Genomic DNA, 14,835 nt, shown 5'->3' with positions numbered 1-14,835 from the left:
AGCACCATGTCCGGACTGGAAATGATGGAAGAAGCGGTCGGCCGGGAGATGGCCGACCTGGGGCGGTCGCTGGCCGTCCAGCACGAGGAACTGATGCGACGGCAGCGGCAGGTCGCCGAAACCCGTGCCGAGGTCATCCGCCTGCTCACCGCAGGCCAGGCCGAGCCACCGCCGGGCGACTCCTTGAACGGCAAGGAACTGGCCTTGCTCAAGCTGCTCGCCGCGGGGTGCACCGACGCCGCCGCGGCGGGCAGGCTGCACATTTCGCACCGGACGGCGCGGCGCATGATGGCGGCCCTGATGGAGCGGCTCGGCGCCCGCAGCCGGTTCGAGGCCGGGGTCAAGGCCGCGCGGCTCGGCTGGCTCTGAGCCAGGCCTTCACGGACCACGCCAACCGAAGCGGAACAGTTACGGATTCCTATTGTGGAAGGAAAGTTGTGAAAAGTCCGTTCGACGATGAAGACGGCTCCTACCTCGTCCTGATCAACGCGGAGCGGCAGCATTCCCTGTGGCCCGCGAACATCGCCGTGCCCGACGGCTGGTCCACCGTGTTCGGCGCGGGAACGCGGACCGCCTGCCTCGACCACATCGAGGCGAACTGGACGGATATGCGGCCGGCCAGTCTGGCGGCAGCGATGAACGAGACCTGACCGATGAGCGGTATGAGGGACACGACGGTGGTGCCGCTGCTCCGGACGCCCGACGCCGAGCGAACGTTGGTGGGCCTGAGCTTCTTCGGCGGCGGCACGGCCGCTTATCGGCACTGGACGGCGAACATGCCCGTCGGGACGGACCTCGTCGTGCTCTGCTATCCCGGCCGGGAGGGAAGGTTCAACGAGCCCTTCCCCCGCGACTGGGACGAACTGGCGGCGGATGTGACGCGCGCGGTCCGCGCGGCGGACCTCGGCCCGTATGTCCTTTTCGGACACAGCATGAGCGGCTGGCTGGCCTTCGACGTGGCCGCGCGGCTCGAAGCCGGCGGGACACGGAAGCCCGAGGCGCTCGTGGTGTCCTCCTGCAACGCTCCCGACCGCGGCCTGACCGCCGCCGAACTCTTCCCGGCGCGGCAGGACGACGACCAGCGGCTGCTGGAGTGGATGAGCACCCACGGTGTGCTGCCCTCGTACGTGCTCGAAGACGCCGACCTGACCGAAGTGGCACTGGAGCTGATGCGGGCCGATATCGGGGTGCGGGACACCTTCGAGTACACGGGTGCGCGGGTGAGCGTGCCGCTTCAGGTCTTTTCCGGCGGCGACGATCAGCTGATCAGCGCGGACGCGGGTGCCCGGTGGGGCGGCCTGACCGACGGCCCGCACCGGCACGACGTCCTCGGCGGCGGCCACTTCTACACCCCGGAGATCTGGAGTGCCCTCCCGGCCCGGATCGCTTCGCTCGACTCTGCTTCCTGAGGAGTAGCTCGTGTCCCCAGTGTCCTATGCCCAGCGGAGGCTGTGGTTCCTGAACCGCCTCGACAGCCGGTCGACGGTCTACAACTGCCCGCTGGCGATACGGACGAGAGGTGAGCTGGACCGTGCCGCCCTGGCCTCGGCGCTCGCCGACCTGGTCGACCGGCACCCCGTCCTGCGCACGGTCTATCCCGCCGTCGACGGGGAGCCGGTACCGCGGGTACTCGCGCGAAGGCCAGAGCTCGACGAGGCCGAATGCGGGGAGGACGAACTCGCCGTCGTTCTTTCGGCCGCCGTCGACCGCGGTTTCGACCTGACCGAAGACCTTCCGATCCGCGCGACGGTGGTCACGACGGCGCCACGGGAACAGGTGCTGGCGCTGGTGATCCACCACATCGCCTGTGACGGCTGGTCCTGGCAGCCGCTGCTGACCGATCTCGCCACGGCCTACCGGGCGAGGGCGGCGGGCGACGCTCCACAGTGGACGCCGCTGCCGGTGCATTACGCGGACTACGCGGTCTGGCAGCGGGAGTTGCTGGGCGACCCGGACGATCCGGCGAGCCTGCTCGCCACGCAGGTGTCCTTCTGGCGGGAGCGGCTGGCCGGGTTGCCCGCCGAGCTGAACCTGCCGTTCGACCGGCCGCGTCCCGCCGTGGCCGATCACCGTGGCGGCTGGGTGCCGCTGGAGCTCGACGCCGGCCTGCACCGCCGCCTGGTCGCGGTCGCCGCCGAACACGGCTGCACCACGTTCATGGCGCTGCAGGCGGCACTGGCCGTCCTGCTCTCCCGTTTGGGCGCCGGAACGGACATCCCGATCGGCACCGCGGTGGCAGGACGGCTGGACGAGGCGCTGGAGGAGGTGGTGGGGTTCTTCGTGAACACGTTGGTGCTGCGTAACGACCTCTCCGGCGATCCGGGCTTCACCGAGCTGCTGCTCCGGGTACGGGACGCGAATCTGGCCGCCTACGACCATCAGGACGTCCCTTTCGAGCGGCTGGTCGAGGAGCTGAACCCGGAGCGTTCACCGGCGCGGCATCCGCTCTTCCAGGTCATGATGACCCTGTCCGAGGGCACGGAAGCCACCCTTTCGTTGCCAGGGCTCGACTGTTCCGAGGAACAGCTGGGCTGGGAGGTCGCGAAGTTCGACCTGTCCGCCGATTTCCAGGAGCACCACGAGCCGGACGGCACGCCCGCGGGGATCGGCGGCGCTCTCGAATACGCCACCGGCCTGTTCGACCGGGCCACGGCGGAACTCATCGCGGGCGCCCTGCCCCGAGTGCTGCGGCAGCTCCTGTCCGCTCCGCGACGGCCGGTCGGAGAAGCCGATCCGCTTTCTCCCGAGCAGCGCCATCAGGTCCTCGTCGAATGGAACGACACCGCCGAGCCGGCGTCGACGGCCACCGTCGCGGAGCTGTTCGAGGCGCAGGCCGCGCGGACTCCGCGGGCGAGTGCCTTGGTGTGCGAGAACACCGTGCTCACCTTCGCGGAGCTCAACAGCCGGGCCAATCTCCTCGCGCACCGGCTGATCGAGCTGGGAGCGCGGGCGGAGCGCGTGGTCGCGCTGGCCCTGCCGAGGTCGGCCGATTCCATCGTGGCGATGCTGGCGGTGCTCAAGACCGGCGCGGCCTATCTGCAAGTCGATCTCGAGTACCCGCCCGAGCGGATCGGGCACATGCTCCGGGACGCCGCGCCGGTCGCGGTCGTCACCGACAGCAGCCGGGGGTTCGGCGACCTGCCCGCGGTGTTCGCGGACCGGCTCGTGACCCCGCCGGATCCCGTGGCGGATCTGCATCTGCCCGTGCCACCCGAAAGCGCCGCGTACGTCATCTACACCTCCGGATCCACCGGCCGCCCCAAGGGCGTGGTGACACCGCATTCCGCGTTGAGCAATCTGTACGCCTTCCACCGTGCCGGGCTGATCGCCCGCACCGAGGACAGCGCGCGACGGCGGCTGCGGTCGGCCGTCACCGCCTCGCTGTCGTTCGACACCTCGTGGGAAGCGCTGTTCTGGATGCTGGCCGGACACGAACTCCACGTCATCCGCGACGACATCCGGCGGGACGCCGCCGCGCTGACCGGCTACGTCGCCATGGCCGGGATCGACGTCCTCGACGTCACGCCCACCTACGCGGAGCAACTGCTCGATGAGGGGATGCTCACCGGGCCGCGTCCGCCGCGAGTGCTGCTGCTGGGCGGGGAAGCCGCCGGGCAGGCGCTGTGGACCAGCGTCCGGGAGGCGGCCGGGACGTTCTGCTACAACCTTTACGGCCCCACGGAATGCACCCTGGACGCGCTGTGGTGGGACGCCGCGGACAGCCCGCAGCCGCTGATCGGCCGTCCGATCGGGAACACCGCGGTCTTCGTGCTCGACGAGCGCTTGCGGCCCGTCGCGCCAGGGGTGCCGGGGGAGTTGTACGTGACCGGCCCCGGCCTCGCCCGCGGTTATCTGAACCGTCCCGGTGCGACCGCCGAACGGTTCGTCGCCTGCCCGTTCGTCCCGGCCGGGGCCCGCATGTACCGGACCGGCGACCTGGTCCGCTGGGACCACCGAGGGCGGCTGGACTATCTGGGCCGCATCGACGACCAGGTGAAGGTGCGGGGCTTCCGCATCGAACTCGGCGAGGTGGAGGCCGCGCTGGCCCGCTGCCCGGAGGTGGCGCAAGCCGCGGTGGCCGTGCACGAGGACGCCGGAGGCGACAAACGGCTGGTGGCCTACGCGCAGGCGCTCCCCGGCGAGGTCATCGAGGCGCGAGACCTGCGCAGGCGGCTGTCGTCGACCCTGCCCGACTACATGATCCCGTCGTTCTTCCAGCCGGTGGACCGGCTTCCCATGACGTCCAACGGAAAACTCGACCGGGACGCGTTGCCGCCGCCGGACCTCGAACACCGCCCGGTGTCGCGTGGTCCGCGAGGGCCGTACGAAGAGGTCCTTTGCGGGCTGTTCGCGGACGTGCTCGGGCTGGCCAGGGTCGGCGCCGAGGAGAGCTTCTTCGAACTGGGTGGCCATTCCCTGCTCGCCACGAGGTTGCTGTCACGGGTGCGGGCGGTACTGGGCGGGAACCTCACCATCCTGGACCTGTTCCAGGCGCCGACCGTCGCGGATCTGGTGGACCGGCTGGCCGCCGGTGCCGGACAGGACCCGCTGTCGGCCCTGCTCCCGCTGCGGACGGGAGCGGGCCGGACGCCGTTGTTCTGCGTGCATCCGGCCGCCGGCATCAGCTGGGTCTATTCGGGTCTGCTCGGCCACATCGACGCCGGCTATCCGATTTACGGCCTGCAGTCGAGGGGGCTCACCGACCCGTCCGCGAGCGGCCGGTCCGCGCACGAAATGGTCAAGGACTACGTGGAGCAGCTCCGGTCCGTCCAACCGGAAGGGCCCTATCGACTGGTGGGATGGTCCTTCGGTGCCGTGCTCGTCCACCTGATGGCCACCGATCTTCAGGCCGCCGGTGCTGAAGTGGACCTGCTCGTCCTGCTCGACGGCTACCCGCCCGCCGTGGTGCCGGGCTACCGGCCGCTCGTCGACGGGAGCCCGGAGGTGTACACCGATCTCCTGGACTCCCTGGGGTATGACCTCTCCGAGTCCGGGTCGCTGAGCCACGAAGACTTCGAGCGCGCCGTCCGACGGCCAGGCGGCCCGCTGGAGTGGCTGAACACCGACGAGGTCACCGCCCTGGCCAGGGTCTTCGTGGACAACGATCGGGTCTACAGCGAACTCCGGCCCGAAAAGTACCGAGGAGAAGTGGTGTTCTTCTCGGCCACGGAGGGAAGATCGGCGGATTCCCCCGAGCCGGGGTCGTGGCGGGACCACGTGACCGGAAGGGTGGACGTGCACGAGATCGCCTGCGCGCACGGTGAGATCACCCAGCCGAAGCCGATCGCGCTGATCGGCGGCGTCCTCGCCGCGGAGCTCGCCAGGCTGGACGGCGAGCGGGCGAAGGCGGACGACCGATGACCGCGCGCGCGGTGACCGGACGGGATTTCCGGTTGTTCTGGTTCGGGGAGACCACGAGCCTGCTCGGCAGCGGGATCGCCGTGGTGGCACTGCCGCTGGTCGCCGTCGTGGCACTGCACGCGGACACCTTCGTCGTCGGACTGCTGACGTCGGTCGCCTGGCTGCCCTGGCTGATCCTCGGCCTGCCCGCGGGCGCCTGGGTGGATCGCCTGCCGCGCCGCCCGGTGATGCTGGTCTGTGACGCCGTCTCTTTCGTGGCTTACGTCAGCGTTCCGGTCGCCGCCTGGGCGGGCGCGCTCACCATTCCCCATCTGCTTCTGGCCGCTTTCGCCGGTGGTTGCGCCAAGGTCTTCTTCACCACCGCGTATCGGGCGTATCTGCCGACCTTGCTCACCGACAAAGAATTGCTGGCGGGAAACGCGCGCCTGCAGGGCAGTGAATCGACGGCGGAGGTCATCGGTCCGGGGCTGGCCGGAATGCTGGTGCAGGCTTTCGGCGCCGTCGCGGGATTGGTGGCCGACGCGCTCAGCTTCGTCGTCTCCTGGATCTGCCTGCGCGCGATCCGGACCGTCGAGCCACCGCCCGCGGCCCTCCGGCGGCGCCGGTTGCGCACCGAGGTCGGCGACGGGCTCAGGTTCCTGTTCCGGGACCCGATCCTGCGCACGCTGGCGGTGTTCAGCGCCGTGTCCAACCTCGCGCTGACCGGGCTGAGCTCGATCGAAGTGGTGTTCCTGGTGCGGACGGTCGGCGCAGGGGAGGCGATCGTCGGCGTGGTGCTGACGTTGTGCGGTCTGGGCGGTGTCCTCGGAGTCCTGGTGTCCCACCGGATCGCGCACCGGTTCGGCACCGCGAGGGCCGCGCTGCTCTGCCAGTTGGGCGCCGCACCTTTCACGCTGTTGTTCCCCTTGACCGGACCGGGTGCCGGCCTCGCGTACTTCGTCATCGGCGGTGTCGGCCTCGGCACGGGTGTGGTCGCGGCGAGCATCATCACCGACACCTTCAGGCAGCGGTACTGCCCGCCGGAACTGATCGGGCGGATCAGCGCGAGCGCCGCCGTGATCAGCTTCGGCGCCATCGCCGTCGGCGGTTTGCTCGGCGGGGCTCTCGGTGAAGTGTTCGGTGTCCGGGAAACATTGTGGATGATGAGCGGCCTCCAGGTGCTGTCGACGGCGATTCTGTTGTTCGGCGGCATGCGGAAAATGCGTGATTTTCCCGAATCGCCGCGGGTCGCCGCCGCGGCCGTGTCCTAAATGGTCCTGGCCGTTTCCGCGCGTTTCGGAATGCTTTTCCCGGCGTAGAATGAAAGAACGGCACCGGTCACAGGGCCACCCTCGATCAAGGCTCATTCAAGTGAGGTTTCCATGCACGAAAGCAGCTCCTTGAGTAACCTTCCAGCCGCGGTGATGCTGCGGGACGACCTGGATCTCGATCGCCTCGGCGCGGATCTCGCGGAGCTCGGCGGGTCCGAGCACTGGGCGCTGCAGCGGTCCTTTGAGGACGGTATCGTCGGTGAGGAATCCGATGTGGACTGGAAGGTCCTGTCCCTGCGCGCACCGCGCGGCGATCTCCGGCGGACCGACCCCGGCGGTCCGGGGCTCGACTGGTTCCACGACACCCCGCTGATGGCCAAGGCTCCTTACCTCGCGGAGATCCTGGCCGGACTGGGCACCGAACTGCGCAGCGTCCGGCTGATGGCGCTGGCGCCGGGAGTGTCCGTGGAGGAACATTCGGACAACCCGATCGGGCTTCCCTACGGATACCTGCGGCTGCACATCCCGCTGGTCACCAACCCCGGTGCCGTGCTGGTGGTGGACGGGGCAGAACACCGCTGGCAGCCGGGAACCCTCTGGTACGCCGACTTCGACCGCCCGCATTCGGTGCGCAACACCGGGGACCGGGTCCGGATCCACCTGGTCGCCGACTGCGCGACCAACGACAACCTGCTCGCCCTGTTCCCGGACAGCTTCCGGGCGGGGCTGCCGTCCAGCGACATCGCCTTCTACCGGCCGGTCCTGCCGCTCACCCGGTCCGAGCTCGCCGAGTTCTCCTGCCGCTTCGCGGTCCCGTTCACCTTCATGGAATGGGGGCTCGCCGTCGAAGACGACCCGGAGACCGACCTGGCCGCCGAAGTGACCGGCGAGGACGGCGCGCTCGTCCTGCGTGTCGACGGACGCGCGCCGGTGGAGCTGCTGCACCTGGGCGCCGGCGAGTTCCGCCTGCTCGGCTGGAGCGAGGAACGCCTGCTGCGCTTCGACCTCTTCGGCGAAACGCCGCAGGTCGAGCTTTCCACCCGGCGAGGACGACGGCGTCAGGTGGTCGTCCGGCAGGCACGCCCGCTCACCACGGTCTGAATTCCCGTCACCGCCATTCACCATTTCGACTACTGCTAGGGACAGTTCATGCAGACGGCAACCGAAACGCCCGCTCTCGTCGAGCACGGATTCGCCCGCTACGACCTCGCCGAGGAATTCGGGATCGCCGAATCCGACGGTGTCTTCCAGCGCCTTCTCACCGAGTTCGTCGACCTCCCGCCGGATCCTTACGCGACCGAAGCGGGACGCAACCGCCGCTATGCCCGCGGCCTTTATCTGCCGTGGTCACGGGAGTTCAGCTGGATTCCGGACACCCATTTCGGCGACCAGGGCTGGATGAACGGGTACTACCAGGCCGACCACAATCCCGAGTACGTCGGCGTGGTCCGCAAACTGCCCGCCATGAGCGAAACGGCAAGGAACAACCCGATCATCCGCGAGATCCTCGATTTCGACTTCGCGCAGACGCGGTGGTCGGAGGACGACGCGGCGTTCCCGCTGCACGTCGGCGTGCACCTGATCAAGCTGGCCGTGGACGACGACGGCGGCGAAGCCATCTCCTCGCCCAACGAACTGCACCAGGACGGCGAACCGTTCGTCTTCGCGCATCTCGTCTACCGCCAGAACGTCGTGGGCGGCCGGAACGTGATCGCGCCGCCGAAGTACCGGGGCCTGCTGCCCGCGGACGTGCCCGACGGCGAGGCGCTGGCCGAATTCGAACTGGTCAAGCCGCTGGAGTCCTACGGGGTGACCGACGCGAAGGTCAGCCACTACGTGTCCCCGATCAAACGCGGGCCCGGCCCGGAGACCGGTGAGCGCGCGGTGATCCTGACCGACTTCACGCCGATGCGGCAGCACATCTGAGGCGGAGTACCCCGTCCTCGTGAGTGGCAAGGCCGGTTCTGACGGACCCGTATTTGCCCGACAGCCGCGGAACCGCCACCTTCGCTCAGGTCAGGCGTGGGTAGGTAAATGCTGGTCCGCGCTAACCCCCGTCACCACTCACGAGTCCTTTCCGAGCCGATCCGAGGAGGGCGAAAGCCTATGGAAGACAGCCGATCGCGGGCCACGTCGGAGATCGAACTGCTCGACTGCACCCTGCGCGACGGTGCCTACGCCGTCGACTTCCAGTTCGACGAGAATTTCGTGGTCGAGCTGCTCGCCCGGCTCGAAGAGACCCCCGTTTCCAAGGTCGAGATCGGGCACGGGATCGGCCTGGAGGCCGAGCGCACCGGGATCAAAGCGGGCAACATCGACCATTTCAGCTGGTGTGAACTCGCCAGGTCGACGCTGGCCACGAAACCGTGGGGGATGTTCGCCCAGCCCGAGTTCACCCGGACCTCGACCATCCGGCAGATGTGCGACCGCGGCATGTCCTTCGTCCGCGTCGGCGTGGAGCCGGACCGGGTCCGGGAACATCTGCCGTACCTGCGGCAGGTCACCGACGTCTGCGGGCAGGTGTACCTCAACCTGATGAAGTCCAGTGCCACGCCGGTCCACCGGCTGCTCGACATGCTGGACGGGATCGGGCCGGAGATCGCGGGTGTCTACGTGGTCGACTCCTACGGCGCGATGATCCCGGAGACCGTCGAGGAGTACGTCGGCGCCGTCGCCGAACGGTATCCCGTCGTGGGCTTCCACGGTCACGACAATCTCGGCCTGGCCAACATCAACACCGTCACCGCTTTCCGGGCGGGCGCCACGATTCTCGACGGGACACTCAACGGCATCGGCCGAGGGGCGGGCAACGCCGCGACCGAATCCCTCGCCGCGATCCTCAAGATCTTGGACACGGACCGGTTCGACTACCAGGCGCTGGCCGAACTCGCCGAGGTCTGCCGGGTCAACATGGACGTGATCGGCGAGGACCGCAAGATGCAGGTCCTCGGTGGCGTGATCGGTATCCACTCCGGCTTCTTCCCGCTGGTCGAAGAGCTCGCGGTCAAGTTCCACACCGATCCGGCCCGGCTCATGGAGACCGCGGTCGTGGTCGCCGGGGAAAGCCCGCGCGCGGCCGACTTCCACGCCGCGGCGGCCCGGATCGCCGGCAACGGCACTCCCCGGTACTACCAGCTGGCGAACTGAGAGGACTGGCTCGATGAAGCTGGCCAAGGGCAGCGGACAGGACATCGTCGCGGGAATCGACGACAGGTGGTTCCCGCTGCGGGAGATCAGCGGCTACGAAGGTTTCACCCGCATCGGGGACGTGGTCGGGGACAAGGGATTCGGCGACCTGGCGGCCAGGATCAGGGCCCAGCCGGGCGACGGGGTCGACGTCGACCTGTCCGGTGCCGCCACCATCGCCGACCGCGACGCCGACATCTGGGGCGCCGGTCTCAACTACCGGCGGCACTCGGAGGATCTGGCCACCGAGCAGCCCGCCCGCGGTCCGGGGTCGTACCTGCGGCCGTCCTCCTGCCTGATCGGCAACGGCGGGACCATCCGGCTGCCGTCGCAGTCGCGGCGGGTCACCGCGGAGGCGGAGCTGGGCCTGGTCGTGGGCACCCGCTGCAAGAACGTGTCCCGCGACGACTGGCGGTCCGTCATCGCCGGGGTCACGGCCGTCCTCGACCTGACGGCGGAGGACGCGATCCGCGAGAACCCGCGCTACATCCCCTGGGCGAAGGGGTTCGACACGTTCTGCAGTATCGGCCCGGCCTTGGTGACCTTGGACGAGTTCCCCGGCGGCAGCCTGGACGAGGTCCGGATCTCCACCGTCCGCAACGGCGAGGTGATCGCGAAGGCGACGCCGCGGGACATGAAGTACGACCTGGGCTACCTCGTGGAGTACTTCACCGCGGGCCGGACCTTCGAACCCGGCACGGTGATCTGCACCGGCACCCCTGGCGCCGTCCCGATCGACGGCGGGGACGTCGTGCGGGCCGTGGTCGAGCGCGTGGGCACCCTCACCCACCCCGTCGGGCCATGAGGCGAGCGCTCGTGCTGTGCGGCACCAAGGGGATCGGGCTCGGGGTGGCCCGGTGCCTGGCGGCTTCCGGCGACGCGGTCACGGTCACCGGCCGGGACGCGATCCGGGCCGCCGAGGTGGCCGAGGACCTGCCGGGGACCGGTCACCACTCGTTCGCCTGCGACTTCGGCGACCCCCGGCGGGTCGGCGACCTGGTCGCCGAGAACGGCCCGTACGACGTCGTCCTGCTGAACACGCCCGGATTCGGCCCCGGAACGGTCGAGCAGCTGTCCGGTGAGCAGCTGGACGAGGCCGTGCGGTCGATGCTCCTTTCGGTCCGCAGCGCCGTCGAGGCGTGTCTGCCGTCGATGAAGAGCAACCGCTGGGGACGGCTCATCGGGATCACCTCCACCTCGCTGTCGGTGCCGATCGGCGGCCTCGCCGGATCGACCATCGCCCGTGCCGCCGTGCAGGCCTATCTCAAGCTGCTGGCCGAAAGCGTCGGCCGGTACGGCATCACGGTCAACCACGTACTGCCCGGCAAGATCGACACGGACCGGCTCCGCGTGGTCGAAGCGGCCACCGCCGAGCGGCTCGGGCGGTCAGCCGGATCGGTGCGGGGCGAGGTCCTCGAAACGATTCCCTTGGGCCGCTACGGCACTCCCCAGGACATCGGGGAGCTGGTGACCTTCCTGGCGAGCGACCGCGCCGCCTACATCACGGGTACCGGGATCCGCTGCGACGGCGGCTACCTCAAGCCCGCGTGATCATGCCCCGGAACTGGAGTCCCATGTCCCTTGTAGACGCCTTCGAACGCGCCCTGCGGGAGAACCCGGACGGTGACGCCGTGCAGACGGCGGACCGGACGGTCCGCTATCGCGAGTTCGACAAGCTCACCCAGGTGTTCGCGGACGAGCTGCGCGCGGAGATCCCGCCCGGCGGGTTCGTCGGAATCGAGGCGGGCAGGGGCCTCGGCGCGATCACGGCGATGGTCGGGGCCCTCCGGGCACGACGCCCGTTCGTCTTCCTCGACAGCCGGGACAGCGTGTCTTCGAACTCCGAGAAGGTCCGGCTGCTCGGCGTCCGGCGGCTGGCGCGGTCTCGGGAGGACGGCGATGTCGACCTCGCCGACGTCCCGGAAGCCTGGCGTGCCAAGGAATCCCTCGGAACCCCCAGCGTCGAGGGGGAGCTCTGCTACGCCATCCAGACGTCCGGCTCGACCGGCGAACCCAAATGCGTCCTGGTGCGCCCGGAACCGCTCGCCGTCGTCGTCCGGGAGCATGCGGAACGGCTGTCCGTGGGGCCGGGCTCGCGGACGTTGCAATTCGCCCGGCTGACCTTCGACGGGTGCATGACCGAGATCCTCTGGACCCTGACCGCGGGCGCCTGCCTGGTGGTGCTCGACGAAGCACGCCTGGCACCCGGCGCCGAGTTGCGGGACACGGTGGAGCGCTTCGGGATCACCCACCTCAAGACCACTCCGTTCGCGTTGACCGCGACGGAGCCCAGTGCCGCGATGCGGCTGCGCCACGTGATCAACGGCGGCGGGGCGTGCCGTCCCGCGGTGGTCGCCAAATGGTCCGCGGTGGCGGCGTTGCACAACGCCTACGGCGCGACGGAAACCACGGTGTGCAATCTGCTGAGCGGTCCGCTCGACCCGGAGGGCTGCCGCGACGGCGTTCCCCTCGGCGACCTGATCGGTGACTGCGGCTACCACCTGCGCGACATCGACGATTCGCCCGCGTCGGCCGGGGGCCCTGTGCACCGGGGCGAGATCGTGATCACCGGCTCCGCGGTCGCCGCCGGCTATCTGACCGAACACGGTGTGCGGCCTTTCGGCGACGGCACGGAGTATCGGACCGGTGACGTCGCCGAGCTCCGCGACGGCGGCCTGTACTTCGTCGAACGGCTGGACCACCAGGTGAAGGTCCGCGGCTACCGGCTGGACCTCGGCGAGCTCGAGAACGTCGTGTGCCAGGCGGAATCGGTCGCCGAGGCGGTTCTGACCGTCGAATCGCACGACGGTTCGGAGGTCGCCGGTGACGACGCCCTGGTCTGCTACTACCTGGGTGACGCCGACCCGAGGGAACTCCGGAGGCATCTGGAAGGGGTCCTCGACCCGTACAAGATTCCTTCCGTGCTCGAACGCGTCGACGCGCTGCCGTACACCGTCAACGGCAAGGTCGACCGCGATGCCCTGCGGGGGAACCGGATCCTCGGCGAAGACGGGGCGCCGGGCCCGGATCGGCAGGTGATCACCCTCGTCCGCCGCCTCACCGGCGTCGGGGACGCCTCGCTGGAGGACAACTTCTTCGCGCTGGGCGGCGATTCGGCGTCGACGCTGATCCTGGTCGCGAAGCTGCGCGAGCTGGGCTGGCTGGACGCGGGGGTGCGTGACGTCCTGCGCGCCGGAGATCTGCGCGTGCTCACGGATCAGCTGCGAGAGCGGAGCGTGTAGCGCCATGTGCGGCCTTTGCGGGACTTTCGCGCCGGACGGCGAGGTCGATCGGACCATCGCGGCGACCATGCATTCCCGGCTCACCCATCGCGGACCCGACGAGACCTATTCGCTGAACACCCCGGTGCTCTCGGCGAAACTCGGCCGCCTCGGCATGACCGCGCTCAAGGACGGCTGGCAGCCCGCCGAGGACGCGAGCGGCCGGTTCGCCGCCATCACGAACGGCGAGATCTACAACGCCGCCGAGTTGCGCACCCGGCTCGGCATGGAGCGGACCGCCAATCGCGTCGACGTGGCCGTCATCCCTGAACTGTTCGCGCGCTACGGGCCCGCCGGGCTCGCCCTGATCGACGGGCAGTTCGCCACCGCGATCCACGACCGGGCCGAGAACGCCCTCCACCTCGGCCGGGACCGGTTCGGCATCTGCCCGCTCTACTACACCGGGCAGGGCGGGCGGACGCATTTCTGCTCGGAGCTGGGACCGCTCGTGCGGTCGGTGCCGGGCAGCGGGCGACTGGACCTCGGCGCGGTCGATCAGTATCTCCAGCTCGGCAACATCGTCCCGCCGCGCACGCTGGTGCGGGACGTCCGCGCCGTTCCGCCGGGGACCGTGGTGCGGTTCGGCGACGGCGGGCACCGGACGGTCCGGTATTGGCGGTACGGCGAGTTCGAGACGGGCGGGGCCCCGGTGACCGCGGAGGAGATCCGCCACGGGGTCCGGCAGGCGGTGCGTGATCGTCTCCGTGCCGACGTCGAGATCGGGGCGTACCTCAGCGGAGGCTTCGACTCCTCGACCTTGGTCGTGGAAGCCGCCGCGGCCCTGGGGAAACCGCTTCGCACGTACTCGGCGGTGTTCGGCGACGCGCTGCTGGACGAGCATCGGTTCCAGCGCGAGATCGCCGAGGCCGTCGGCAGCGAGCACGTCGAGGTTTCCTGCCTCGCCAAGGACATCGCCACCGAATTCGAACGGATGGTGCGGCACTGCTGTTCCCCGCAGCGGGAGACCTACAACGTCGCGGCCCTGATGCTTTCGCGGGAAGTCCGGTTCAGCGGGATCAAAGGCGTGCTTTCGGGAGAGGGAGCCGACGAGCTGTTCTTCGGCTACGACTCGTACGCGTTCGACGGGCAGCGCAGGAAGCCGCACCAGCGCCGCGAGGAGAACGAGAGTGCCTGGGGGCGCGCCGATTTCGCCTGGGAAGTCGACTGGCGAAAGGTGGACGGGCGCCGGGCCGTCCTGACCCCGGAAAGCCGGGAAGCGCTCGGTGGCCAGGAATTCTGGAGAGACAGGCTGATTCCCTTCTCCGACGACGAGGTCTCGGCCCTCACCCCGATGCAGCTGCGGTCGGTGGCCGACGTCTCCGTGCAACTGGGCGGGCATCTGCTCGGCGACCACGGCGACGCGATGCTGATGGCCAACTCCGTCGAGGGCCGGTATCCGTTCCTCGGCAATCCCGTCGTCGAGCTGGCACTGCGGATCGGCGACGAGGAGAAGGTCGTCGACTTCGAGGGCAAGGCCTGCCTCAAGTCGGCGTATGCGGGCATCGTCCCGGAATCGGTTCTGCGGCGCGCGAAGCAGGGTTTCACCGCCCACGCCTTGAGCGCCCTCGACCAGGACGACCTGATGGACGGCTGGCGGGATCTGGTCGCCGCCGGTGGTGTCTTCCGCGCGGACGCGCTCGACCGGATCGAGGCCGGGGGCAAAGGGGACGCGCGGCTGAGCGTGATCAGCATCAGCGCGGTGATCGACGAACTGGGGCTCCGGACATGAACGGGCACCACACATTCACGGAGAGAGG

At 69.4% G+C, this 14,835-nt stretch carries 12 protein-coding genes; all 12 read left to right on the top strand.

What is annotated here, in order from left to right; all coding sequences use genetic code 11:
* Positions 1–6 precede the first annotated feature (6 nt).
* The 12 genes from AMYAL_RS50125 (at position 7) to asnB (ending at position 14,807) form a co-directional block, all read left to right on the top strand.
* Positions 7–369 (top strand): LuxR C-terminal-related transcriptional regulator, encoded by a 363-nt coding sequence (locus AMYAL_RS50125; protein WP_020629949.1) that lies wholly within the window; start codon positions 7–9, stop codon positions 367–369.
* 68 nt (positions 370–437) lie between these two features.
* Positions 438–650, top strand: a complete 213-nt coding sequence (locus tag AMYAL_RS0103640) for an MbtH family protein (RefSeq protein ID WP_020629948.1) — start codon at positions 438–440, stop codon at positions 648–650.
* A 3-nt stretch (positions 651–653) separates the two neighbouring features.
* The gene (locus AMYAL_RS0103635; RefSeq protein WP_039793781.1) at positions 654–1,409 is read left to right on the top strand and encodes a thioesterase II family protein; all 756 of its coding nucleotides are present in this window, start codon (positions 654–656) and stop codon (positions 1,407–1,409) included.
* 10 nt (positions 1,410–1,419) lie between these two features.
* On the top strand, positions 1,420–5,361 hold the full coding sequence (locus AMYAL_RS0103630) for a non-ribosomal peptide synthetase (protein WP_026466710.1): 3,942 nt from the start codon (positions 1,420–1,422) through the stop codon (positions 5,359–5,361).
* Complete coding sequence (locus tag AMYAL_RS0103625; protein ID WP_020629945.1) at positions 5,358–6,611, top strand: MFS transporter; 1,254 nt, start codon at positions 5,358–5,360, stop codon at positions 6,609–6,611. Before AMYAL_RS0103630 ends, AMYAL_RS0103625 begins: the two co-directional genes overlap by 4 nt.
* A gap of 129 nt (positions 6,612–6,740) precedes the next feature.
* Entirely contained in the window at positions 6,741–7,712 is a 972-nt protein-coding gene (locus AMYAL_RS0103620; protein WP_209447223.1) for an aspartyl/asparaginyl beta-hydroxylase domain-containing protein, read from the top strand.
* Positions 7,713–7,760: 48 nt separating this feature from the next.
* Positions 7,761–8,537, top strand: coding sequence for a 2OG-Fe dioxygenase family protein (locus tag AMYAL_RS0103615; RefSeq protein WP_020629943.1), 777 nt, complete (start codon positions 7,761–7,763; stop codon positions 8,535–8,537).
* A 180-nt stretch (positions 8,538–8,717) separates the two neighbouring features.
* Entirely contained in the window at positions 8,718–9,758 is a 1,041-nt protein-coding gene (locus AMYAL_RS0103610; RefSeq protein WP_020629942.1) for a beta/alpha barrel domain-containing protein, read from the top strand.
* Between the two features lie 13 nt (positions 9,759–9,771).
* On the top strand, positions 9,772–10,602 hold the full coding sequence (locus AMYAL_RS0103605) for a fumarylacetoacetate hydrolase family protein (RefSeq protein WP_020629941.1): 831 nt from the start codon (positions 9,772–9,774) through the stop codon (positions 10,600–10,602).
* Positions 10,599–11,348 carry an SDR family oxidoreductase gene (locus tag AMYAL_RS0103600; protein ID WP_026466709.1) on the top strand — a complete coding sequence of 250 codons (750 nt, stop codon included), beginning with the start codon at positions 10,599–10,601 and terminating at the stop codon, positions 11,346–11,348. Before AMYAL_RS0103605 ends, AMYAL_RS0103600 begins: the two co-directional genes overlap by 4 nt.
* Before the next feature lie 23 nt (positions 11,349–11,371).
* Positions 11,372–13,039, top strand: coding sequence for a non-ribosomal peptide synthetase (locus AMYAL_RS0103595; RefSeq protein ID WP_020629939.1), 1,668 nt, complete (start codon positions 11,372–11,374; stop codon positions 13,037–13,039).
* A gap of 4 nt (positions 13,040–13,043) precedes the next feature.
* Entirely contained in the window at positions 13,044–14,807 is a 1,764-nt protein-coding gene (gene asnB, locus AMYAL_RS0103590) for an asparagine synthase (glutamine-hydrolyzing) (RefSeq protein ID WP_020629938.1), read from the top strand.
* The last annotated feature ends 28 nt before the right edge of the window (positions 14,808–14,835 follow it).

This window comes from Amycolatopsis alba DSM 44262 (genome assembly GCF_000384215.1).
Taxonomy (GTDB): domain Bacteria; phylum Actinomycetota; class Actinomycetes; order Mycobacteriales; family Pseudonocardiaceae; genus Amycolatopsis; species Amycolatopsis alba.
Note: the sequence above shows the minus strand (reverse complement) of the source record. Positions and strands in the feature narration are given on the sequence as shown.